This window comes from Flavobacterium sp. Leaf359, from assembly GCF_001423985.1.
Classification (GTDB): Bacteria; Bacteroidota; Bacteroidia; order Flavobacteriales; family Flavobacteriaceae; genus Flavobacterium; species Flavobacterium lindanitolerans.
In genome coordinates, this window is sequence record NZ_LMPW01000012.1 from 176,715 (window position 1) to 200,876 (window position 24,162).

At 38.8% G+C, this 24,162-nt stretch carries 15 protein-coding genes; 10 read left to right on the forward strand and 5 right to left on the reverse strand.

All coding sequences use genetic code 11. From position 1 onward, the window contains the following. The first annotated feature begins 119 nt into the window (after positions 1 to 119). From ASG38_RS18010 to ASG38_RS09110, 3 genes are all read left to right on the forward strand, one after another. Positions 120 to 653, forward strand: a complete 534-nt coding sequence (locus ASG38_RS18010) for a hypothetical protein (protein WP_056069517.1) — start codon at positions 120 to 122, stop codon at positions 651 to 653. 215 nt (positions 654 to 868) lie between these two features. Next, a complete protein-coding gene (locus tag ASG38_RS09105; RefSeq protein ID WP_056069519.1) occupies positions 869 to 1,471 on the forward strand; it encodes an outer membrane protein in 603 nt (200 codons plus the stop codon). 102 nt (positions 1,472 to 1,573) lie between these two features. Further along, complete coding sequence (locus tag ASG38_RS09110) at positions 1,574 to 2,521, forward strand: ABC transporter ATP-binding protein (protein ID WP_056069521.1); 948 nt, start codon at positions 1,574 to 1,576, stop codon at positions 2,519 to 2,521. A gap of 57 nt (positions 2,522 to 2,578) precedes the next feature. On the opposite strand, the gene ASG38_RS09115 is transcribed toward ASG38_RS09110, so the two are convergent. Continuing rightward, the gene (locus ASG38_RS09115) at positions 2,579 to 4,987 is read right to left on the reverse strand and encodes a prolyl oligopeptidase family serine peptidase (protein ID WP_056069524.1); all 2,409 of its coding nucleotides are present in this window, start codon (positions 4,985 to 4,987) and stop codon (positions 2,579 to 2,581) included. 215 nt (positions 4,988 to 5,202) lie between these two features. On the opposite strand from ASG38_RS09115, the gene ASG38_RS09120 reads away from it, so the two are divergent. Both ASG38_RS09120 and ASG38_RS09125 read left to right on the forward strand, forming a co-directional pair. Further along, a complete protein-coding gene (locus ASG38_RS09120) occupies positions 5,203 to 6,213 on the forward strand; it encodes a 3-oxoacyl-ACP synthase III family protein (RefSeq protein ID WP_056069527.1) in 1,011 nt (336 codons plus the stop codon). A gap of 127 nt (positions 6,214 to 6,340) precedes the next feature. Beyond that, positions 6,341 to 6,778: a murein L,D-transpeptidase family protein gene (locus ASG38_RS09125; protein WP_235498579.1), complete on the forward strand. Its 438-nt coding sequence runs from the start codon at positions 6,341 to 6,343 to the stop codon at positions 6,776 to 6,778. Between the two features lie 92 nt (positions 6,779 to 6,870). Here ASG38_RS09125 and ASG38_RS09130 read toward each other — a convergent pair whose 3' ends face one another. Both ASG38_RS09130 and ASG38_RS09135 read right to left on the reverse strand, forming a co-directional pair. Further along, positions 6,871 to 9,282 (reverse strand): TonB-dependent receptor domain-containing protein, encoded by a 2,412-nt coding sequence (locus ASG38_RS09130; RefSeq protein ID WP_056069532.1) that lies wholly within the window; start codon positions 9,280 to 9,282, stop codon positions 6,871 to 6,873. Between the two features lie 246 nt (positions 9,283 to 9,528). After that, complete coding sequence (locus tag ASG38_RS09135) at positions 9,529 to 13,698, reverse strand: choice-of-anchor L domain-containing protein (RefSeq protein ID WP_056069535.1); 4,170 nt, start codon at positions 13,696 to 13,698, stop codon at positions 9,529 to 9,531. Between the two features lie 255 nt (positions 13,699 to 13,953). On the opposite strand from ASG38_RS09135, the gene argS reads away from it, so the two are divergent. The 5 genes from argS (at position 13,954) to ASG38_RS09160 (ending at position 20,874) form a co-directional block, all read left to right on the forward strand. Beyond that, the gene (gene argS / locus ASG38_RS09140) at positions 13,954 to 15,729 is read left to right on the forward strand and encodes an arginine--tRNA ligase (RefSeq protein WP_056069538.1); all 1,776 of its coding nucleotides are present in this window, start codon (positions 13,954 to 13,956) and stop codon (positions 15,727 to 15,729) included. A 22-nt stretch (positions 15,730 to 15,751) separates the two neighbouring features. Further along, positions 15,752 to 17,200: an SGNH/GDSL hydrolase family protein gene (locus tag ASG38_RS09145; RefSeq protein ID WP_157486132.1), complete on the forward strand. Its 1,449-nt coding sequence runs from the start codon at positions 15,752 to 15,754 to the stop codon at positions 17,198 to 17,200. After that, entirely contained in the window at positions 17,193 to 18,626 is a 1,434-nt protein-coding gene (locus tag ASG38_RS09150) for a LysM peptidoglycan-binding domain-containing protein (protein ID WP_056069540.1), read from the forward strand. Before ASG38_RS09145 ends, ASG38_RS09150 begins: the two co-directional genes overlap by 8 nt. Next, a complete protein-coding gene (locus ASG38_RS09155; protein ID WP_056069542.1) occupies positions 18,626 to 20,314 on the forward strand; it encodes an MBOAT family protein in 1,689 nt (562 codons plus the stop codon). The genes ASG38_RS09150 and ASG38_RS09155 overlap by 1 nt, the downstream gene beginning before the upstream one ends. A gap of 101 nt (positions 20,315 to 20,415) precedes the next feature. Then, the gene (locus ASG38_RS09160; protein ID WP_056069545.1) at positions 20,416 to 20,874 is read left to right on the forward strand and encodes a hypothetical protein; all 459 of its coding nucleotides are present in this window, start codon (positions 20,416 to 20,418) and stop codon (positions 20,872 to 20,874) included. Between the two features lie 37 nt (positions 20,875 to 20,911). Here the strand turns inward: ASG38_RS09160 and ASG38_RS09165 are convergent, their stop codons facing one another. Both ASG38_RS09165 and ASG38_RS09170 read right to left on the reverse strand, forming a co-directional pair. Next, a complete protein-coding gene (locus ASG38_RS09165; RefSeq protein WP_056069547.1) occupies positions 20,912 to 23,251 on the reverse strand; it encodes a TonB-dependent siderophore receptor in 2,340 nt (779 codons plus the stop codon). After that, entirely contained in the window at positions 23,248 to 24,144 is an 897-nt protein-coding gene (locus ASG38_RS09170; RefSeq protein WP_056069550.1) for a FecR family protein, read from the reverse strand. Before ASG38_RS09170 ends, ASG38_RS09165 begins: the two co-directional genes overlap by 4 nt. Positions 24,145 to 24,162: the final 18 nt, after the last annotated feature.

Below are 24,162 nucleotides of genomic sequence, written 5' to 3' on the forward strand. Positions count from 1 at the left end.
ATAAATAGGGGGATTTAGATTTTATTTTTGTTAATTTAATAGTTAATAACAAAAGTAATATGTCAAATTTTTATGTTAATTATTTGATAAATTTGATAGTAATTTAAAACTAAACAAACATGAAAAGAATTGTTTTAACACTAGCTGCAGTATTCGCTTTCGGATTTGCGAATGCTCAGGATGCAAAAAGTACAGCCAATGCAGGACAAACTGCAAAGGGGAAATGGTTAATTGAGGCAAATACCGGGTTTGGTGCTGCTCATTCCGCTGACACTTCTTTTGGATTGAGATCTGAAGATGGTGAAACGACATGGTCTATTGGTGCTGAAGGGGGGTATTTTGTCATGGATGATTTGGCTATCAAAGCCGGTTTGGGTTATGTAGATATGGGGGACGATGTTTCTTCATTCACATATAAAATAGGTGCGAAGTACTATATCATCAGCCAAATTCCTGTTCAGTTAGACTATTCCGGCGCTTCTATTAAAGATGCTGATGAAAATCCTTCCTATTTAGGAATCCAGGGTGGTTATGCCATCTTCTTAGGACAAAACGTATCTATTGAACCAGGTTTAAGATTCAATAAAAGCTTAAACGATGATTTTTATGATGACGTTTTTCAGGTAAGAATTGGTTTTGCGCTGCATTTCTAAGAAATAAAATTTAGATTACACAAAAAAAGCCTCCTGAACGGGAGGTTTTTTTATTTTTCAAATGGACTGTTTCTATCTCTTTTTTGTGATAATTTTCTGATTTTCAGAACTATGTGGTTTTTGTATGAATTTAATGATAAATGAAAAATAACATGTCAGTTGTTTCGTGTTATTTTTTTTATACTTTTGCCGCATAATTTTAAAACTAAACAAACATGAAAAAAATTGTTTTAACAGTAGCAGCAGTATTCGCTTTCGGATTTGCTAATGCTCAGGAAGAGACTTCAGAAGGTTTCAAGAAAGGTGATGTATTCATTTCTGGTGCTGTAGGTTTTGGTTCAACTAAAACTGGAGATTTCAAAACTAGTGATTTTGAAATCGCTCCAAGTGTTGGTTACTTTGTAACTGAAAACATTGCCCTTGGTGTTGCATTCGGATACGGATCATCAAAAATTGATAATGGTGTTGCAGATGCTAAAAACAGTACATTGTCAGTAGGTGCTTTTGGTAGATACTACTTTACACCAGCTTCTAAATTCTCTATCTTCGGTCAGTTGGGTGTAAACTACATGAGCTACGATGATGAGTTTAACCTAGAAGCAGGAACACTTGCTGATTCAAAAGGTAATGGTTTTGGTGTTGCTGTAGCTCCAGGTGTTAGCTACTTCCTTGCTAAAAACTTTGCAATTGAGGCTACTTTCGGAATCTTGAGCTACGAAACTCTTAACCCAGATGAGGATGGAGTTGACAGCACAAATGGTTTCAATTTCGGTCTTGATATGAGAGATATCAGATTAGGATTGGTTTACAAATTCTAAGAATAACATTAGAATATATCAAAAAGGCTTCCCATTTGGGAGGCCTTTTTCTTTTAAGATTAACTCCCGTTTCGCTAACTTTGCAATCTTCAATCCACATTCATGTTATCAGTCCAGAATATTTCTTTCGGTTATACCGAAAAACAAGTAATAGAGAACATCAGTTTTACCATTCAAAAAGGCCAGAATATTGCCATAATTGGTGAAAGCGGCTGCGGAAAAAGCACGCTTTTAAAACTAATTTATGGACTTTACGATTTGGATGAAGGACAGATTTTTTATGGCGATACGCCTATTTTAGGACCAAAATACAATCTGATTCCCGGAGAAGATTATATCAAATACCTGGCACAGGATTTTGACCTGATGCCTTATACAACGGTAGAGGAAAATGTGGGTAAATATCTTTCCAATGTTTATAAAGAAGAAAAAGCGCAACGTGTAGCCGATTTGCTGGCTATGGTTGAAATGTCTGATTATGCCAAAACCAAAGCGAAGTATTTAAGTGGCGGTCAACAGCAAAGAGTAGCTTTGGCAAGAGTTCTGGCTTTAGAGCCTGAAGTTTTGCTATTGGACGAACCTTTTAGCCATATTGATAACTTTAGAAAGAATGCCCTTCGCAGAAACCTGTTTGCTTACCTGAAGAAAAAAGGAATTACCTGTATAGTGGCTACACACGACAGCGCAGATGCGCTTTCTTTTGCTGATGAGACCATTGTGATGCAAAAGGGTAGAATGCTTGAAAAAGCACCGTCAAAAGAGTTGTATTTTAATCCGGTTAACAAATATGTAGCTTCGCTTTTTGGTGAGATTAATGAAATTACGGTAGAAGACGAAAACGGGACAATGATCAACCTGCTTTTGTATCCGCATCAATTAAAAGTGGCACAGACAGGTTTTATACAGGTGTTGGTAAAACAATCTTATTTTAAAGGAAACCGGTATCTGGTTAAGGCGGTACTTGAAAAACAGGTTATTTTCTTTGAGCACAATGGTGCACTTGAAAATGAAACTTTTGTTTTTCTGGAACTGAATAATAAAATATCTTAAAATAAAAATCCCGGAATTTTTGATTCCGGGATTTTTGTTTTTGGAAATGATTCCCAATTAGTTTTTCAGGTGCTTTTCTAAGAATTGGTCCTGTTCCCAAAGCAGGTGAAGGATGTTTTCTTTAGCAGCATAGCCGTGGCTTTCTTTTGGCAATAAAAGCAATCTTACCGGAGCACCAAGTCCTTTTAACGCTTGGAAATATCTTTCTGACTGCAATGTGAAAGTTCCCGGATTGTTATCAGCGTCACCATGTACAAGCAAAAGTGGTGTTTTCATTTTATCAGCAGTCATAAATGGCGACATTGTATTGTAAACTTCAGGAACTTCCCAGTAGTTTCTTTGCTCGCTTTGGAATCCGAATGGTGTAAGCGTTCTGTTGTAAGCACCGCTTCTTGCAATACCACAAGCAAACAGGTCAGAATGTGTCAATAGGTTAGCTGTCATAAAAGCACCGTAAGAGTGTCCTCCAACGGCCACTTTTTTACGGTTAATGTAACCTAGCTTGTCAACTGCGTCAATTGCAGCAGCAGCATTGTCTACCAACTGCGTGATAAACGTGTCGTTTGGTTCTGTTGAGCCTTCTCCAATGATTGGGAAAGATGCATCATCCAAAACTACATAACCTTTGGCTACCCAATACACGAAAGAACCGTAGTTAGGAAATGTAAATTCGTTCGGGTTTTGAGAACTTTGTCCCGCACTGTTCTTATCTTTGTATTCTTCAGGATACGCCCAGATTAAAAGAGGTAATTTCTCTTTTTTCTTCATGTCATAACCAACAGGAAGATATAATGTTCCTGAAAGTTCTACACCGTCTTTTCTTTTGTATTTGATTACTTCTTTGTGTACGTTTTTGATACTTTCAAACGGATTTTTGAAATTGGTAATCTGCGTTAGCTCATTCTTCTTTTTGATATTTCTGAAGTAATAGTTCGGGTATTCGCTTTTTGACTGAATCTGAACTAATACATCGCCTTTTTTGAAGTCTTCAATAGAGAAGATGCTTTCTTTTTTGTCTTTGTAAGCCGATTGGTACAAACGTTTTGTCTTGAAAGTCTTGATGTTGAACTCGTCAATAAATGGAAACTGACCATTTTTAGTATGACCTTCACCAACTAGGAAGGCATTGTCGTTTTCAAGAGCCAATACTTGTCTTCCGTATTGGTTTTTGATTGTTTCGAAACTTCCCGGGTCAGAATAAATGTCCTGAGAATTTCTGTCAAAGATTACTTTTGGAGCCTGTCCCGGATTTGACGGATTGAATAAGTAGGTCTTTTCATTTCGGGTGTCATACCACTGGTCGTATAAAATAGCGGTAGTGTTATTACCCCAAACAATTCCTCCGTAACGTTGTACTGTTTTAACCAAAGATGTAGGATTGGAAGTAAATGGAGCCTGCCATAAGAAAACTTCGTCCCTGAAATCTACTTTATTGGCAGGGTCTCCGCCATCTAAAGCTTCAACAAAATAAAGAGTTGCCGGAGCATCGCTTCTCCAGCCCATGCTTCTTTTTCCTTTTCGGGTAGCCATAAAACCTTTTGGCATGATTTCAGAAAGAGGCACTTCGTTAACCACCTTAATTTCTTTTCCTGTCAGGTCATATACTACAGACTTCATTGGGAAACGGCTCAAAGGAACAATATAAGAAAATGGCTTTTGTATCGTAGTAATCATGATGTAGTTTCCGTCAGGAGAAAAACCTTCACCGGCATATAAATCGGCGCTTTTATACAGCGACGCTTTTCCGCTAAGGTCAATTTTATAAAGCTCAGAACTTACTAAGGTTTCAAAATTAGTCTCGTCAGTTTTGTTTTTTAATAAATCCTGATAGGTTCTGTTTTGTGATTTTGAACCGTCACTGGTAGAAACCGTAGGTCCTTTTGGAAGGTCTTTTTTGGAATCAATCAAGGCAGGACGGTTTTTAGGAAGCATCCTAACCAATAGGTTCTGATTGTCTCTGTACCAGCTGTACGGGCTACCCATGTTGGCATTTACAGTTGCCTCTGTTAATCGGGTTGCTTTTGCTGAAGCGATGTCCAAAACCCACAATTCCACTCCTGTAGCTGTAGTGTGTGTAAAAGCAAGTTTCTTTTCGTCCGGTGACCAGGAAATATTGCTGATTTTTGGATTTTGTGGCAAGCCGGTTACCTGAGTTTCATTCTTGTCCTTGATTTTGCGGACTTTCAGGTTGTTAATATAGGTAACGGTACTTGAGATATTCGTAATTGGGTTAATTCTCAAACCGCCTAATCTCATTTCTTCCTGATTTAATTCATCAAGAGTTTTGTAGGTATTTCGGTACGAAAGAAGCATGTATTCTTTTTTGGTGTCCATCGAAACCGAAGGAGCTCTTTCATAGTCGGCCAGGTCCAAAATTTCTTTGGAGGGCTTTTGGTAAGTAAGTTCTTCCTGCGAAAATCCTGTCAATCCGACAAGCAGGAAAAGCATAGATAACTTTAATTTCATATTATTTATATTAGGGTTGATGAAATATTTGTCTAAAATAAGTCAAGCTTGTTACATGTGCTAAAATATTTAGTTAATAAATAAAAAGGAGTTATAGAAAAGTACTTTCAAAAACGCACACTCAATTGCTGATATTGAAATATTTGCTAACTTGTGCGATAGATAATTTGCGGATGCGTAAATTTGCGGTCTGATTTTTAACGAAATAATAAAATATGTATCATTCAAAAATTGCAGGTTTAGGATATTATGTTCCTGAAAATATTGTTACTAATGATGATTTGTCTAAAATAATAGACACTAATGATGAGTGGATTCAGGAGCGTACAGGAATTCAGGAAAGACGCCATATTGTAAAAGGCGACGGGAATACTACGACGTCAATGGGTGTGAAAGCGGCAAAAATTGCAATTGAACGTTCCGGTGTAGCAAAAGAGGACATCGATTTTATCATTTTTGCTACCCTAAGTCCTGACTACTATTTTCCAGGTCCTGGAGTTTTAGTACAGAGAGATTTAGGACTGAATACCGTTGGAGCGTTGGATATCCGAAACCAATGTTCAGGATTTGTATATGCCTTGTCAATTGCAGACCAGTATATCAAGACCGGAATGTATAAAAATATCCTGATTATCGGCTCTGAAGTACATTCGACAGGATTAGACATGACAACACGCGGACGTGGCGTTTCTGTAATTTTTGGAGATGGTGCAGGAGCGGCAATCATTTCAAGAGAAGAAGATACAAACAAAGGAATTTTGTCGACGCATTTGCATTCTGAAGGACAATATGCGGAAGAACTTATCGTAAAAGCTCCGGGAATGGGCGGACGATGGGTGACAGATATTATTGCTGATAATGACCCGAATGATGAAAGCTATTTTCCATACATGAACGGACAGTTTGTATTTAAAAACGCAGTAGTTCGTTTCAGTGAAGTAATTATGGAAGGATTAAAAGCCAGCAATTTGGATGTTTCTGACATCAATATGCTGATTCCGCATCAGGCGAATTTGAGGATTTCCCAATTCATCCAGCAAAAATTCAAACTGGCAGACGACCAGGTTTATAATAATATTCAGAAATACGGAAATACTACCGCAGCTTCTATTCCAATTGCCCTGACAGAAGCCTGGGAACAAGGAAAAATAAAATCAGGCGACCTTGTGGTATTGGCTGCTTTCGGAAGTGGTTTTACCTGGGGAAGTGTGGTTATTAGATGGTAAAAAAAGTTGTTAAGCTGCTAAGTCACTTAGCCACTCAGTAGCTTAGCCACATAGAAACTCTTATCACATGCTCCTTCTAATTATACCCGTATCAATCCTTCTCTACTATTTTTATCGTGGGAAAAAATTGCCGAAAGATAAGATTATCGACAGGATAGAAGTTTATAAGTCAAAAAGGAAAATGAATGTCTATTCTGGTGGGATTCTTTTAAAAACCTATAAGATAGCTTTGGGAAAAAATCCGGTAGGACATAAAGAAATTGAAGGCGACTGCAAAACGCCCGAAGGAGCTTATACGATTGACGGAAAGAATCCGAAAAGCGCTTTCCATAAAAACCTGGGAGTTTCATATCCTAATGAAAAAGATTTGGAACATGCCGCAGCTTTAGGGAAATCAGCAGGAGGTGATATAAAAATTCACGGACTTCGGAACGGGAGGGGCTATCGGTCAAAGTTCCACCGATGGAAAGATTGGACGGCCGGTTGTATTGCCGTAACCGATTATGAAATTGACGAATTGTATCAATCGGTAAAAGTAGGCACAGAAATTGAAATATTTCCTTAAATGGCAGTTGTATAAAACAGAAAAACTCGGAGGCATCACTTCCGAGTTTTTCATTTTTAACCCAATATATAAAAAAACCTAAAAATTGATTCTTAGAACATACCACCACCTTGTTTGGTATTGTCTTCACGGTACTTTCTTTGAAGTGCCCTGTTTTTACCTCCACCAAACATATAGTTGATTCCGAAGTAAAGACTCTGGCTTTCCCATCTGAAAGTTCCTGTGCTTGGATAAGGGTGTTTGCTGTCGAAACCGTATTCCATCATATTGAAGACGTCATTGAAACGAACGCTGAAATTCAGTTTGTTGTTTAGCAATGAATAACGGCCTCCCATATCAATCTTATACATGTCCTTGCTGTCGTTTTGGATTCCGTCAACACCACTTCTAAAGAATCCGAACAGAAGGAAACTTAAATTTTTTGTCGCTTTGAAGTTACTGTTCAGTCTTGCATTAAATGCGGCTGCATCAATTTCTTTTCTTACAAAATCAAATTGGTCTGTTGTTCCGGGTCTCAATACAGAAACCAGACCTTTTTGGGTAATGTTTGAGAAGTCTACAGAAGGTTGTACATCCCACCATTTTGTGATTTTGTAGTTGGCAGACACTTCAAATCCGTAAGCAGAGTTGTTGTCAAAGTTAGCCCAACTCATAATCAGGTCATTTGGATTGTCTGTTGTTTCGTCAGAATATAAAACCCTGTTGATTTCGTCATTAATTAATCTGTAGTAAATACCTCCGGTAATTGAACCTTTTGAAAGTATTCTGGTGTAGTTCAATTCTACAGAGTTAGTAAACTGTGGCTCCAATTCCTGATTACCCAAACCGGTAACCAAAGGCGTTGCAAACTCCCTGATTGGTTTTGTCTGCTCCAAACTTGGTCTGTCAACACGACGGCTGTAACTTAACTGGAACATGTTTTTCTCAGTCAGGTTATACGTAAGGTAAGCCGAAGGATAAACAGTAAAATAATCGTCATCAAAAGCTACGTTGCTATTGTTTACATTCAGGTTGGCTTTTACTTTGTAGCTTTCAAAACGTGCTCCAAGCTGGTAGCTGAATTTTTCAAACTTTTGCCCGAAAGTAGCATAAGCAGAATAAATATCTATATCGTAGGTATAGTTTGAACTTCTGTTTTCAATCGGAACCAATAAGTTTCCGGTTGTATAATCATTGGTTGTTCTTGTAATTCTTGCCTCAGCACCCAATTCAAGAGTTGACTTTTCAGACAAAGGATTTACGTAATCCAGGTTTAAAGTTGTCGTTTTTCTTTCATCCTTGATTTTATCACCATAAACAACCTGTTCTGCCGGAGTATTAAATGTCGTTGTATTGAAGTTCGCATTTTGAGTCTGCTCATAGTCGTTATAGTTTCCTTCAAAATCCAAAGTATGCCCTTCTTTTGCAAACTTATGCTTATAGGCCAGGTTGTAGGCTCCGCTATTATTGTCTGTTTTATATCTTCCTAGTTGAAGCACATTTGGCAGGTCGCCATTCAAATAGCGGATATCGGTATCTACATTTCCTTTACCATTCATAGAGTTTTGGTTCGTATAGAATGAAATAGTATTGTTATCATCGATGTAGTAGTCCATACCAATCTTATACAAATAAGATTCGTTGTCGTTTACAATATCAAGTACTTGCTGTGAATTGTTGTCAAATCTTTGGATGAAACCATCATTGTAATATTTTCCGAAATTGCTACCTGCATTCCCGAAGAAGTTTACTTTTCCGGTTCTGTAGTTCATATCCAGAGAGTTGTTGAATTTGGCATCTTTCGCAAAAGTAATTCCGGAATTCAAGCTTCCGTTAAAACCATTGTTGGAGTTTTTGTGCAAGACAATATTGATGATACCCGACATTCCTTCCGGATTGTATTTCGCGCTCGGGTTTGTAATCAATTCGATTTTCTTGATTGAAGTAGAAGGGATTTGCTTTAGCAATTGAGCGGGGTCTATGTTGGTTGGTCTTCCATCTACCAATACTCTGACATTTTGGTTTCCTCTCAAAGAGATTTTTCCATCCTGGTCAACATTCACCGTTGGAATGTTGTTCATGATTTCCGAAGCCGTAGCTCCTGCCGTAGTAAGGTCACGCCCTACGTTGATTACTTTCCGGTCGATTTTCTGCTCTATCGTTGAACGCTCTGCAATAACTTCAACGCCTTCCAGTTGTGTTGCTTCGTCTGCAAGCGTAATTCTGTTCAAAGACAGGCTTTTTTGACCGGAAGCCAAATCTGCTTTTCCGTTATAAGGCTTGTATCCGATAAACTGTATTTCGATATCGTAATTTTTAGGAGCAAGTCCTTTTACTTCGAAATCACCATTGTCGTCTGTGATACTTCCTGTAATTACTGCTGTGCCTTCCTTAATCGTTACCGTAGCATAAGAAATTGGCTGCCCTGATTTGTCGACCACTTTTCCGGTAATCGTTAAATTGTTTTGTGCCTGCATAGAAAGCAAAGGCATAATAAGGCTTAGAAAAAATAATTTTAGTCTCATTGGGTTATTTTTGATTGATGATTGATGTTGCAAATGTATTTATTTTTTTATTAATATGTAATACATAGTACTAGTTTATACAAAAATTAACATCTTTTTAAAATTGAACAAGATTTTAGTTGCCTATATAGACTACAAAAATTAAAATATGTTACACTATTTTTTATATTTAAATTCATTCCAAACAATAAAAAGCTTCCTGTTTAGGGAAGCTTTCTGATTAGGTGTATGTTAGCGTTTTCGGATTTATCGTTTCATAGCGAAATGGGCCCTGAATTCTTTTGTAACGCCGTTTTCTGTATAGATGACTTTGAACCAATAATCTGTGGAAGGCATAGGAGCGTTATTATAAAATCCGTCCCAGCCACCGGGTTGCGATGGTTTTATTTGTTTTAGTAATTTACCATAACGGTCAAAAATGTAGATAACGGCTTCCGGTTGGTGCGCTAAATCCCAAATGTTCCAATAGTCATTATAACCATCTCCGTTTGGAGTGAAATATCTTGGATAATTAATCACAAAAGCAGTAATTGTTGTTTTTTCACATCCGTTCAAATCGTCTACCGTTATGGTATGCTCACCGGAAGAAACATTTTCAAAAACATTACTGGATTGAAAGGGTCCGTTGTCGAGTTGGTAGACATAATTGCCTCCAATGCCGGTCGCTGTGACTATAATGCTTTGGTTGTCGCCAAATGTATTGGTTACGACATAGGTGACGGTTGCTTTTTCGGAACGTACAACTTCAACGCTCGTAAGTTTTGAAGGACAGCCTGTCGTGTTATTGGTCGCAATTACGGAATACGTTCCCGGAGCTGTTGCCGTATAGGAACTGCCTGTTGCTCCTGCAATCGGCCCATTGTCATCAAACCATTCAAACGTATGGGTTGAACTGCTAAGTCCTGTTTGCATCGTATGAGAACTGACTAACTGGTTGGTTTCACTGTTAATACAAACAGTTCCTCCTCTTGGACGCGGTTCCGGTAAGCGGCGTACCGTTAGTCGGATAGGCATAATATCATAACAGCTGTCTGAAATCCTGCTCGAAACCCGTACGTAAATGGTCTGCATGGTAGAAGATGTTACCGGATTCGTTCTTCTTAGGGCGTCGTTTTCAGATTCAAAATATTCCACAAGATAATCTGCCGGTAATTGGCTGCCCAGTGCAAAGTCCGTAAACGGAGTCAGGTCAAATGAGGTAAACCCATCATTAACGTCGTCGTTATCGCAAGTTATTTTCAAATCTTCGGGAATAGGATTTACCGTTGGAGTTGTGACAATAGTGATTGGGAATATATTATCGTCAGAACAGATTTCGCCACGGTTGTCTATTTCAGCATAAATATAAAGCGTTTCGCTGGCGGTAATAACTTCGCCCGCATGCCTTAGAGTTCCCTGTCCGCCACTTTGCGTATAATAATTTCCAACCGTCAGCGGTGGAAGCACGTAGCTGTCACAGCTAATAGCAGGGTCAGGTGAATCGGCTTCAATGCCTACAATTGTTATTGTAAAGCTGTTTTGGGCACTACACGGAGGTTCTGTTGTGCTGATAGCATAGATATAAATAGTTTGCGTTTGGGAAATAACGTCCCCGGCATTCAGTATTCTTCCTTGTCCGTTAGGTTCGGTATAATAATTACCCACAGCCAAAGGGGTTAAAGTATAAGGCTGGCAGGTTGGTCCAATGTCAGACCTCGAACTGATTTGCGGAATAGGGTTAATGGTCACCAGATAACTGATTTCATTAGTACAGTTTTGTCCCGGAAGTACGGGTTTGTAAATATAAATCCGCTGTGTACTGTATATTGTTTGTCCGGCAAGCATCATCGTGCCGGTTCCGTTAGAACCGGTATAATAATTTCCAACCGTAATAGGAGGTAGTGTATAGCTGCCGCAAACTGCAATATCTTCCGGTATGGAATCAAACGGGTCGGATATGATAACATCAAAATGGACATTGTCTGTACAGTTTGGATTTTCGGTTGTGGCAACATATATATAAATTGTCTGCGAAGTAGTGATTATTGTTCCTGCCGGAATCTGCGTTCCTGAACCGGCCGGTCCTGTGTAATAATTTCCGATAGGCAGTGAGGGAAGCGTATAGCTTGAACAATTCTCAGCATTAGGTGGAGTGTCGATTCTGATAAACACTGTAAATTCTTTCTCGTCCTCGCAGATATCGTTCTGTACGTAGGCATAAAGCGTTTGTGTAGCAGTAATTGTCGTACCCGCCGGCACTATGGCTCCCGTTCCTCCCGGCAGCGTATAATAATTTCCAAAAGGCAGGGCAGGCAATACATAAGAGTCGCAGTCAAATACGGAAGAAATTTCAGGAAGATTCTCAAATGGTATGATTTCAACATCAAAACTACCATCAATAATACAGAAAGGCTCTTCAGGAAACTGATAATACACAAAAATAGTTTGGGTGTTTCTGATTACGGTTCCGGCAGCAATCTGTGTACCGTTTCCGCCAGATTGGGTGTAATAATTTCCAAAAGGCAAGGTTGGCAAAGTATAGCTGGTGCAATACCTTCCGTCAGGCGGAATTAATGACTCCGGGTCAATAATGGTTACTCTGAAACTGCTTTGGTTTGTACAGTTGGGTGAGCCTCCCGTTTGGTTAAACACATAAACGGTTTGCGTTTCTGTAATAACATCGCCCGGAAGGAGTGGTGTTCCTGTTCCGTTAGGTCCGGAAAAATAATTTCCGTTTGTTAAAGGAGTCAATTCGTGCTGGTCGCACACGATTACATTTTCCAGTCTGTCTACAGGAGGGAGGTTCTTTACGAAAATCTGAAAGCTGGTTGTGTCATAACAGTCCGTATCAGTTTTGTTTTCTATCCTGACATAAATCGTCTGATTGCCTCCCGTTGTGTAACCTGTTGATGGAAGCGGGTTGCTTCCGGCCTGCGCATTTGGAAGCGACGTATAATATGAAATAGTATAAATATCTGTAGAAAGTCCGTTCAGGACTGAGGAATCCTGTACCGCAAAACTAAAGTCGGCATCTGTAGCGTCCAAAGCTACGGCACATTCTGTCATATCATTAGGCTGTGTTGCGGTTGGTGGTGCAATCAAAAGCAGGTCGAATGATTTGATTGTGATACAACCGTTTGTGTTGCGAATCCGTACGTAGATGGTTTCATTTCCCGCGCTTGGACGAATAGTAGGGAGAATGTTGGCGCCGCTTTCTGCATCTGCTCTGCTGGCGTGATAAGAAAGTGTAACGCCGGGGTCAATACCAGACAAAATAATAGGCGTGTTGTAGGACAGGTCATAATTATAAGAGGCTTGCCCCGTATTGCATTTATATAATGTATGTGGTTCCGGTGTAATCAGTTCCGGATAATATTCCACTACTATAGTATCAGTAACCGGAGCCTCACAAGGAAATAGTGTATTGTTGTAAGTGACAGAGTAGGTTCCCGGTTCATTGATGACAAGTTCGTCAACATCTCCGCCAATTGGATTTCCATCTTTTAGCCAGGAGAAAGAATAAGTGGCTGGGTCCAATCCGGTGGTAAGCGTATGTGTTGCGCCCTGACAAATAGCCGTTTGGCTGGCAATGGTCAAATCAGGACCCAAAACATCCTGACCGATATTAAAACTATCTGACGAAAGAAAAATGGCAGAATCTGATTTGTAGTCCGAACGGTCGGCAATAACCAGTTTGATATGGTAAGGCGTATTGGGAATCAGGACCGATGTAGCCTGAAAAAGTACTGTCTGTCCGTTGAAGTTAATAGCAGAACCCAATGCCTCCGAACCTCCGTTAAATCGTCCGAAATATTCCGGATTGGCTGAAGGACAAGAAGAGTTGTAAAGAAAATCGCGAATCGTCAAGACAGAAATCGGGATGTTCGTATTTGGAATTACGGCCAGGTTTTGAGTGACTCCCGTATTCAGGTTGGTGAGAAGAAAGGCAAAGGCATCAGAAAAGTTACACTGCGAATTACCATATTCTTCAGAAGCAAACAGAAAATCCATACTGAAATTTGAAGAAATAGGTACGAAATCAAACTCAAGTACGGTAGCATTTACAGAATTCATGGTGATTCCTGCTGCTGCCAGCACATTTTCCAAATCGGTATCGCCTATCCATGCCGGATTATCTCCGTCATTGAGTGTTGAATTGTTTGGTCCGGGAGCACGGTTTGCATCGCCTGTGGTCAATAGGACACCGCTTGGTATGGGGAAATTGGGATTGGTGTTCTGGAAATAGCCAATACCGTTGCTGGAGCCAAAATTGGTTCCGGTCCGCCATGAAATATTCGTTACTTCTGTACAAGGGGAGTTTACCAGAACATTGGTGACAAGTTCAGGAACTGTACGGGTAGACGTATCGACAGTTATGGCCTGGGAATAGCCAACTATTGGCAATAATGCCAATAAAATCAATAGGTTATTTTTCATATCAAAATCTGGGCAAATTTTTTGATACTCACTTAATAAAAATTGGGGCTTTTATTTGAAAGTTCATAGCAAAGATAGGGATTCGCGTCAACGAAATACAAATAATTCCGATTAAATGTTAATATTTATGACATTGTATATTAATAATCTTACAGATTTGTTTAAAACAGGAAAAAACATCTTTTCGGAATTAAAATTTTGCCTTCCTAAATTCAGTCAGAATTAATATCTTTGCACGCTTAAAAAACACTTAAAATGACATTATCTCAAATTCTTACACCGCAAATTGAAAAAGCCATTTCGGCTTTGTTTGGAGTTACTATTGACAAAATAGAATTTCAGGCAACACGGAGAGAATTCGAAGGTGATATCACTATGGTGATTTTTCCGTTGCTCAAGCTGGTGAAAAGCAATCCGGTTGAACTTGGAAATAAAATAGGAACCTATCTGGTTGAAAATGTTGCTGAGGTTGAAAAATTCAATGTGGTTTCCGGATTTTTGAATATTGTGATTTCGGATAGCTATTATCTTGATTTTTTTGCAAAAACCAGAACCGAAAAGAACTTTGGTTTTGTAACCCCAAAAGAAAACGAAAAAGCCATTTTGGTGGAATACTCGTCTCCAAATACAAACAAGCCTTTGCATTTGGGACATGTTCGTAACAATCTTTTAGGCTATTCTGTAGCCGAAATCATTAAGGCTTCGGGTAAAAAAGTGTACAAAACACAGATTATCAACGACAGGGGTATTCACATCTGCAAATCAATGCTGGCCTGGGAGAAATTCGGGAACAATGAAACTCCGGAAACATCAGGCATGAAAGGCGATAAACTGGTTGGGAAATATTATGTGGAGTTTGACAAGGCCTATAAGGACCAGATTAACGCATTGATACAGCAAGGTAAATCAGAAGAAGAAGCAAAAAAACAGGCACCTATTATTTTGGAAGCCCAGGAAATGCTTCAAAAATGGGAGGCAGGCGATGAACAGGTAATGAATCTTTGGAGAATGATGAACCAATGGGTTTACACCGGCTTTGCCGAAACCTATACTAACCTGGGTGTCGATTTTGATTCTTATTATTACGAAAGCAATACCTATTTATTAGGAAAAGATATTATTGAACACGGACTCGAAAAAGGTGTTTTTTATAAAAAGCCAGACGGTTCGGTTTGGATTGATTTGACTGAAGACGGTCTGGATGAAAAATTAGTGCTTCGTTCTGACGGAACTTCAGTTTATATGACACAGGATATCGGAACTGCCGTTCAGCGTTCCAAAGATTTTCCGGATGTAGGAGGAATGGTATATACGGTAGGAAACGAACAGGACTATCACTTCAAGGTGTTGTTCCTGATTTTGAAAAAACTGGGATACGACTGGGCTCAGCATCTTTTCCATTTGTCTTACGGGATGGTAGATTTGCCTTCGGGAAAAATGAAAAGCCGTGAAGGAACTGTTGTTGATGCAGATGATTTGATGGAGGATATGGCTGAAACGGCCAAAACGATTTCGGAAGAATTGGGCAAACTCGACCATTACTCTGAAGAAGAAAAGGCGAAATTGTACAAGACTATCGGATTGGGTGCCTTGAAATACTATATATTAAAAGTTGACCCGAAAAAACGTATACTGTTCAATCCTGAAGAATCTGTCGATTTCGCAGGGAACACAGGCCCGTTTATTCAGTATACCTATGCAAGAATCCAGTCCATCATCAGAAAAGCAGATTTTGACTATTCAGAAAACGTTTCGGTCGTACTGCACGAAAAAGAAAAAGAATTGCTGAAGCAAATGGAAGCTTTTCCTGAAGTAATTCAGAATGCGGCTCAAAATTACAGCCCGGCATTAATTGCAAATTATACGTATGAGCTGGTTCGTGAATACAACTCGTTCTATCAGGCCGTGCCTATTTTGGGCTCTGAAAATAAAACAGAGAAGATTTTCCGCGTCCAGTTGTCAAAAAAAGTAGCCGATATTATTGCTTCGGCATTTAGCCTTTTGGGAATTGATGTTCCTGAAAGAATGTAACGCATAAATCATAATCAATTAAGTGAAAACGAAATCTTATTTCTTTCAATCATTTGCAATTGTGCTTCTGGCAACTGTCGCATTTATTGGGTTTAAACAGTTTCTGCCTAAGAAAATTTTTTCTGAAAGTGCTCCTGATTCAAAGAACGTCCTGATTGACAGTATGCTTCTGGATGCGGTGGCAAAAGATGTCAAGGCAACAACAAAGGATACATTGGTGAATAAAAAGATTGTCTTTGACCCGACCTTTGGAGTTACTTTTCCTGCAGAAAAATTTGAAGAATATAAAGGTTACCAATACCTGATTTCTTTTTATGAAAAGCTTTATCAGCTGGAAACAAATCCGGAGTCTGAAAATGTAAGGATTGCCTATTTTGGTGATTCCATGACAGATGGCGATATGATTGTTCAGGATTTGAGAGCCGACTATCAGGCAAAATTTGGAGGACAGGGCGTTGGTTTTGTTTCCATAACTTCTGAATCGGCAGCTTCAAGAGGTTCCATCACGCACCAATATTCAGGAAACTGGAAAACCCAGTCCTATTTGAATGTCAAAAAACCGAGAAGTCCGTTTGGAGTGAACGGTCATGTGTTTTTTGCCAACGACACCGCTCATATTGAATGGGTACGCTTCAAGGCTAATACGACAAGATTTGCAACCATGCTTGACAATCCAACGCTTTTCTATGGCAAGTCGTCTAATCTTAACGGAAAAGTCAACGTAATTATTGGAAAAGATACCATTGTAAAAAGCCTGACGCCAAATAATCTGGTGAATACCCTAAAGGTTTCTTCCAACAGCATAAAAGGATTTAAGGCCGATTTTATAAAGGCCGATTCTATTCCAATCTTCGGTTTCAATTTTGATGATGGAAAAGGTGTGCATGTCGATAACTTCTCGCAGAGAGGTAATTCCGGATTGCCTATTTCAACATTTAATCCGGTGGTAATGCAGGCATTTAACAACAAGTTGGGTTATGACCTGATTGTATTGCACTACGGAACAAACGTATTGAACTACGGAACGAAAGATTATACCTGGTATGACAGAAGCATGACCAAAACCGTGAACCACCTGAAAGAATGCTTTCCGGGAGTTGCCATACTGATTGTTTCGACAGCAGATAAAGGAACAAAATACGACCTGGAAATGAAAACCGATTCAGCTGTGGTTCCGTTGACTGTTGCCCAAAAGAGATATGCTTTGAAAACCCAATCCGGATTTGTGAACCTGTATACCTTAATGGGTGGTGACGGTTCTATGGTAAAATGGGTAGAAGAAGAACCGGTAAAGGCCAATAAGGATTATACCCACTTCAATCACAGGGGAGCTAAAAAGATTGCAGGATTGTTGTACGAACAGCTGAATCAGGGATATGAAAAGTACAAGGCTTTAAGACAAAAGAGAAAGCCGGCTGCAAAAAAATCTCCGGATTCAACAGGAATTAAAAAGGACAGCGTCAATGCATAAGCTAAAATTATTTTTAAGCCTGTGGTTTTTATTGGCTGTGGTTGGTATGCGTGCGCAGGTAACAGATTCTATATTTGTAGAAATCGATACTGTTGCAGCAATTGATACGACAGAAACTATCATTATTCCCGACAATCATTTTCACAATACCAAGGCATTGAAGCCATTTTTTGAAAAGCTAATCCTTAATCAGCAGCAAAAAACAGGAAAAATCAATATTGTTCATATCGGTGATTCCCATATACAGGCCGATTTGATGACGAATGTTATCCGGAAAAAACTGCAGGGCGAATTTGGAAACGGCGGGAGAGGATTTATTTTTCCGTACAGTCTGGCCAAAACAAACGGGTCTTATAACGAAAGATTTTCATCAAACAGAACATGGGAAAGCTATCGGAATATTTATCCCGCAATAGGACATCCTGTTGGTCTGAGCGGAATCGGACTTTGGACAAAGGCAAAGGATTTTGCCATTGAAATCAATGTAAAGGACAGTTCCTACGGTTTCAATACGATTAAGATAATTACTCCTAAAAATAAAGATATGTTTGATGTTGCTACGGCATCAAAAACAATCGTAATGGAATCGAGCATTCCTAAAAAGATTACGCATAAGATTAAAAAAGGGGAAGCTGTTTCTATTATTGCTGAAAAATATGGTATTTCGGTTGCCCAATTAAAAAAAGCAAATAATCTAAAGTCGAATAATATCCGCGCCGGAAAGACGCTCAGGATTCCTACCAATGAAATGCAGCAAAAATCCATTTCAAGGTCGGAATTTATTCCTTTGGATATACAGTCCGATCAGTTAACGCATTATTATACAAGTGACACTCCTTTAAGCAGGATTTATCTTATTCCTGAACCTCAGGCTTCAGAATTTGCATTGAACGGACTGGTGTTGGAAAATAATAATCCGGGTGTTATTTATAGCAGTATTGGAGTTAACGGAGCAAAATTCTCAGATTATAACAAATATCCGCTGTTTTTCGAACAACTGAAAGCATTGCAGCCGGACATGATTGTCCTTTCCTTAGGAACAAATGAAACTTTCGACAAGACCGTTTCTTCAGAATATATGGTACAGCTCAACCTGTTTCTGGAGAATTTAAAGGCTCAAAATATAAACGCTTCCGTATTGGTGTCGACACCACCGCCTTCCTTGTTTAAAAGGAAATTTCCAAATACATTTGCAGCCGATTATTCAGAAAATATACTGAAATCGGCAGAAGAAAAAGGCTTTGCCGTTTGGGATTTGTATTCCCAGTTTGGGGGCTTGTATGGAGTGGAGCGTAATGCGGCAAGAGGACTCATGTCGGGAGACAGAGTTCACTATTCCAAAGCAGGTTATGAAAAACAAGGAAATCTTTTGTCGGAAGCATTTCTAAAAGCATACAATAATTTTAAATCAGGTACAGAGAATTAATGACGATCAACAGCATAAATGACTGGTTTATTCAAACCTTTGGAGCAATCACTTTAGAGCAGGTGAAAGGCTGGTTTATATACAATCCGAAAGAGCCTTTGCTTTTTAATACAGGATTGTTTTTAGGAATGTTCCTGATTTTTTATCTGGTTTATGCCTTTCTGCGTAAGACCTTTTATTTAAGATTGGTATATGTCATTCTGTTTTCGCTTTTCTTTTATTACAAGTCAAGCGGGATTTATTTTCTTTTGCTGATTCTGTCCTCCGTTGTCGATTATAATCTCAGCGGCGTCATTTATCGGGAGAACAGGGAAGGCTGGCGTAAATTCTATATCTGGCTCAGCGTCATCCTGAACTTAGGACTTTTAGGTTATTTTAAATATACCAATTTCCTGATAGGCACTTATAATGATATGTTTAATGGCCATTTCGCATTCCATGACATACTGTTGCCTGTTGGTATTTCATTCTATACTTTCCAATCGATAAGTTATATTATTGAGATTTACAGAAAGGAAATTGTTCCTACCAATAATTATGTTGAATACCTGTTCTTTGTGTCGTTTTTCCCGCAATTGGTCGCGGGTCCAATTGTACGAGCCAAAGATTTCTTACCGCAGATTTACCAAAAACTGAATCTTACCAAAGAAGATGTCAATGCGGCCTTATTTCTTTTGATTGGAGGGCTTATTAAAAAAACGGTCATTTCGGATTATATCTCCGTCAATTTTGTCGACCGTGTTTTTGACGCACCAACCAGCTATACGGCGTTTGAAAACCTGATGGCTTCCTATGGCTATGCGATTCAGATTTACTGTGATTTTTCCGGATATTCAGATATGGCGATTGGAGTAGCATTGTTACTTGGATTTAAATTACCAACCAACTTCAGGACTCCGTATAAATCAGCTTCTATAACTGAATTCTGGAGAAGATGGCATATTTCGCTTTCTACCTGGCTAAAAGATTTTCTATACATATCGATTGGTGGAAACCGTAATGGTTCTTTTGCAGGATTCCTTTTTCCGGCACTGTTTTTCTTCGGATTGATAGTTTGGGGTATCAGCTATTCTACAGTTAGTCACATTCCGCTGATTATTGCCGTTTCATCCCTGGTGCTTTTCAGCCTTACCTTTATCCTTTCAAAAGACAGGGAAAGAACTATGTTTACCAATGTCAACCTGCTAACGACCATGCTTCTTGGAGGATTGTGGCACGGGGCCAGTTTGCGTTTTATTATTTGGGGCGCCTTGCACGGAATTGCTTTGGCAGTACACAAAATCTTTTTGGAATTCTTCCCATCCAAAAAAGATGGTGAAAAGAATGCTTTCAGCTATATCTGGAGATTTTTCTCTGTTTTGCTAACGTTTCATTTTGTGGTTTTCTGTTGGCTGTTTTTCAGAGCGAAAGACTTTGACACGGCCTTACAGGTAATCAATAATATTGGGCAGCTTACTTTTGACCCAAAACAATGGCAGATTATCATTCAGGGCTATAAAAATGTATTTCTTTTGATGCTGATAGGTTATGTCTGGCATTTCCTTCCGGAAGGCATTACCAGAAACATGAAGCTGGCTTTTGACAAAACTCCGCTGGTTGGTAAAGCCTTGATATTAGGCTTCGTCTATTGGATAGTCTATGCTACTGCAACAGCAGGCCCGCAGCCTTTTATCTATTTCCAGTTTTAGTATTTTTTTATATTATTTTAAGATTTATTTGTAATAAATAAACGGATAAATTCGTTATTATTGTTAATAGAATATTATTTTAACGATAAAAGCGACCAACTATGAAAAAGAAACTAATTTTTGGAGTATTTGCTATGGCACTGTTTTTTACAACAGCCTGTAGCTCGGATGATGACAGTAATTCATCGTCGACAAATGCAACAATTCAACAGGTTACCAATATTGCCCGTTCAGGTAGCTGGAGAATTACCAGTTATATAGATAGCGGGACTATTAAAACCGATAATTTTACAAACTATAATTTTACTTTTGGAGCTGGTGATATTCTCATAGCTAACAATGGTACCAATAATTATCAGGGTGTATGGAGTGTAACACGTGACGATGATTCAGCAAATGACATCGACTTTAATATTTCCTTTACTGCACCGGCTACTTTTGCAGATTTAAGCGATGATTGGGATATTCTGGAAACAACCCCAACAAAAATCAGGCTTGTTGACGTGAGTGGCGGTGGTAGTGGAACGGATTACCTGACTTTTGAAAAAAATGTAGAATAACAAAAAGCCGGTCTGAAAAGACCGGCTTTTTTTGACTTTAAAAATTAAATTTCAAAGCAATATTAGGTGTTCTTTCCAATGAATAGGTATTGACGCTTTCTATAGCATTATTATCATTCACTCTATAATAACGGCTAATCGTATTTTTTTTGTTCAATAGGTTAAGGGCTGATATGCCCAATTCCAGTTGGTTTTTTGAATTCCACTTCCAGCAATAGGCTGCAGAAAAATTTACCTGAAAATAATCGCTTAAGTTTTTATTGTTCGGGAAGTTATAATAGATTTCAGGTTTTGCCGGATTACTCAAATCCAGGAGATTTGTTGCCGGAGTGGTTTCCGGTCTTCCGGAATGCCATTTAGTACCTAAAGCTACTTTAAGATTGTTCCAATCATAAATCACTGCCCAATTGATATTGTGGATTATCTGGAAATTGTTGCTGAATTGAGAAGGTAGGAGTGTCCCGAAATTGTATTCACTGCTGCTCAGGTTATAGCTAATCCAGGAATAAAATCGGTCAAAGTTTTTCTGTATCAGAAATTCGGAACCCCATACCGTATAATCGCCATTGAGTTTTGTAAATTCCAATTGATTCTGGAATGCCTGGCTTGGTGTTGTAATTCCGGTCACTTTTTTGTAGAAATTATCTAAAGAAATCAACCAATCTGATGTGTTGTAGGTAAACCCGACAGAAGCCTGCCTGCTTTTTTGTATCGGGATAGAACGGTCGTCAGCCAAAACCCAACGTTTTTTTTCAATACCAAGAAAGTCTTGCTGCTGGTCAATAACCTGAGAGGCGGTCTGACTTTTCAGTTCGCCCAGAACTTCTATGCTTATTTCCTGTGTGAGTCTGTAATTGAATTGCAGGCGCGGTTCAAAAATATATTTTTCTAATTCTTCAATATAATTAAATCGGAAGCCCGGCTTTATAAAAAGATGTCCGTCGAGATAATGCATTTCGGCTTCAGAAATTAAAGAATGGGAACGTAAGACTTCTTTAATACTTTTGGAAAATCCGGGATTATCAATGTTTTCGAAATTCCTGATTCCGGTTTCGTTGTATTGGTAGCCTGTATTTAAAACCATGTTTGGATTCAGGATGTGTCTGTTTTCCAATCGGAATCCCATATCGATAACCGTATTTTGCTGAACCAGCGTTTGGTTATTTTCTACGGCTTCATTCTTTGAATTGAGATTGTAATAGGAAAGATAGCCGCTAATTTTACTGGAAATATTATCATTCCAGACTGTTTTTAGTGCTAACATACCTCCAAAATTTTGCTGACTCAAATCACTGTTCCGGGATTTTTGGATTCCTTCGGAAATCATGTTCTGGTTAAGGTCCAGTGAATTGTTGATTCCTATAAATGCGGCCGTGGCTTCAGACTTGGAGCCTATTTTTTGCTGGTATTGGGCGGTAAAATCATAAAAGTAAAATTTCTCGTCTGTGTGATAATCAGAGATTTCATTGTTTTCAATATTGGTTACGATAGTATTTTGGAAAACGCGATTGTAAAAGTTCTGATAGGTTGGAGAATTGACCCAATCCGTAAAGGAACGCCTGCCGGAAATTTGAAAGCTGGAATTGTCGGAAATTTTTATATTAGAATTGAACTGTGCCGCAATGAGGTTGGTGCTGATGCTGGAAGCCGTATTTTCAATAGGTTCAGGAAAAGAAGATATAGCAATAGTGCTGGAAACACTTTCTCCATAAAAGGCAGAAGTGCCATTCTTTGAAATGGTTATTTTTTGTGGAAGTGACGGATTAAAGGCAGAAATCAATCCAAAAAAATGTCCGGTCTGGAACATCCGGATTCCATTCCATAAAAACAGGTTCTGGTCGTGGGTGCCACTCCTCACATTGATGTTGGAAACCGTTTCGTCAGCGCTGTAAATTCCCGGAACCTGTTGCATGGTCTGCAATACATCTGCTTCCGTCAGCCCTGGAAGTATCCCGAATTTTTTAGGTTTTATGACCAGATTTCCTTCTGCGGTTTTGGCAATGCCTTTGGTCAGGTATTTTTCAATAACCGTTTCTTCAAGGGGAATAGGAACACCTTTAACAGAGTCAATTATAGTAATTGACTGCTTTTGTGAAGTAATAACAATATAGCGATTGTTTATGTTTTCAAAAGTCAATGCCGTCCGGTTGCTTAAATAGTGCAGTTTTTCAGACAAGCTCAATTCTGGTGAAGGCGGTATGACCGAAATATATTTTACTTCTTCTTCAAGAAAATTAAACTGGATTTTATACTGTTTGGATAAACCGGTAAGAATTTCTTTTAAGGGCATGGCAATGCCTTTTTCCTGAGCCCGGATGGATTGGCCCGCGAAAAATAACACCAAAAACAACAATAATCGCGAGATTATTTTCCTCATTCTTTCTTCAAAATAATCTTTTTGTCAGATGCTTTTATATAATTCAAATGATACACCTTGCCTATAATTTTCATGGCCGTATCAATATTGTCTGCCGGAACTGTCCCGGTAAAATACTGACCCGAATTAATTTGAGGATATTCAATTTCAATACCGTACTGGCGTTGAATTTCGTCCATGACTTCTTTTAAGTTGTTTTGGCTGAATTTTATTTCGTTCAAAAGCCAGCTTGGTTTTTCTGTATTCAGCGGCACTGTAGCGGTTATGTTTCCATTTCGTACCGTAATGCTGCTTCCTTTTTCTAACAGAAAGTTCTTATTTCCAAAGGCAACTTTTACTTTTCCTTCATAACATTCCACTTCAAAATTCCGGTTTCGGGATTTGACATTGAATTGTGTGCCTACAACCGTTACTTTTCCAAGGCTGGTATTCACGTCAAACGTTTCGCCTTTGGCAACTTTAAAAAAAGCTTCACCTTCAAGCTTCAAACTTCTGTTGGTTTTCCATTTCCATTTTTTATATTGGATTTTTGAATCAGAATTCAGTACGATTTCTGATTGGTCAGGAAGAGAAAAAGTTGTTTTCTGCCCGGCTTCTGCATATTGGGTAGTGGTCTTGTTTTTTGAATAGAACACTGTTCCCAGGCTGATTACAAGAGTAGCAGCGACTAGTTTTATAAACCAGTAGTTTTGCTTTCGTACCGGTTCCTTTTTTACTTGTTTTATAACGTTTTGATACGATTTTTCAGTATCAAAAGCAGGAGCTTCCATACTACCCGAATAGTTTTTAATTTTTTGATAGATAGCAAATTCAGGCGATTTTTCAAAAGCCTCCAATTCACTTCCTGTCATTTCTCCGGCCAGCCACTTTGCTAAATCAACATTATTTTCCATTGCTTTTTTTATTAAAAA

Coding starts and splice junctions, on each gene's coding strand:
- ASG38_RS18010 (WP_056069517.1), top strand. CDS start 120: ATGAAAAGAATTGTTTTAACACTAGCTGCAGTATTCGCTTTCGGATTT.
- ASG38_RS09105 (WP_056069519.1), top strand. CDS start 869: ATGAAAAAAATTGTTTTAACAGTAGCAGCAGTATTCGCTTTCGGATTT.
- ASG38_RS09110 (WP_056069521.1), top strand. CDS start 1,574: ATGTTATCAGTCCAGAATATTTCTTTCGGTTATACCGAAAAACAAGTA.
- ASG38_RS09115 (WP_056069524.1), bottom strand. CDS start 4,987: ATGAAATTAAAGTTATCTATGCTTTTCCTGCTTGTCGGATTGACAGGA.
- ASG38_RS09120 (WP_056069527.1), top strand. CDS start 5,203: ATGTATCATTCAAAAATTGCAGGTTTAGGATATTATGTTCCTGAAAAT.
- ASG38_RS09130 (WP_056069532.1), bottom strand. CDS start 9,282: ATGAGACTAAAATTATTTTTTCTAAGCCTTATTATGCCTTTGCTTTCT.
- ASG38_RS09135 (WP_056069535.1), bottom strand. CDS start 13,698: ATGAAAAATAACCTATTGATTTTATTGGCATTATTGCCAATAGTTGGC.
- argS (WP_056069538.1), top strand. CDS start 13,954: ATGACATTATCTCAAATTCTTACACCGCAAATTGAAAAAGCCATTTCG.
- ASG38_RS09150 (WP_056069540.1), top strand. CDS start 17,193: ATGCATAAGCTAAAATTATTTTTAAGCCTGTGGTTTTTATTGGCTGTG.
- ASG38_RS09155 (WP_056069542.1), top strand. CDS start 18,626: ATGACGATCAACAGCATAAATGACTGGTTTATTCAAACCTTTGGAGCA.
- ASG38_RS09160 (WP_056069545.1), top strand. CDS start 20,416: ATGAAAAAGAAACTAATTTTTGGAGTATTTGCTATGGCACTGTTTTTT.
- ASG38_RS09165 (WP_056069547.1), bottom strand. CDS start 23,251: ATGAGGAAAATAATCTCGCGATTATTGTTGTTTTTGGTGTTATTTTTC.
- ASG38_RS09170 (WP_056069550.1), bottom strand. CDS start 24,144: ATGGAAAATAATGTTGATTTAGCAAAGTGGCTGGCCGGAGAAATGACA.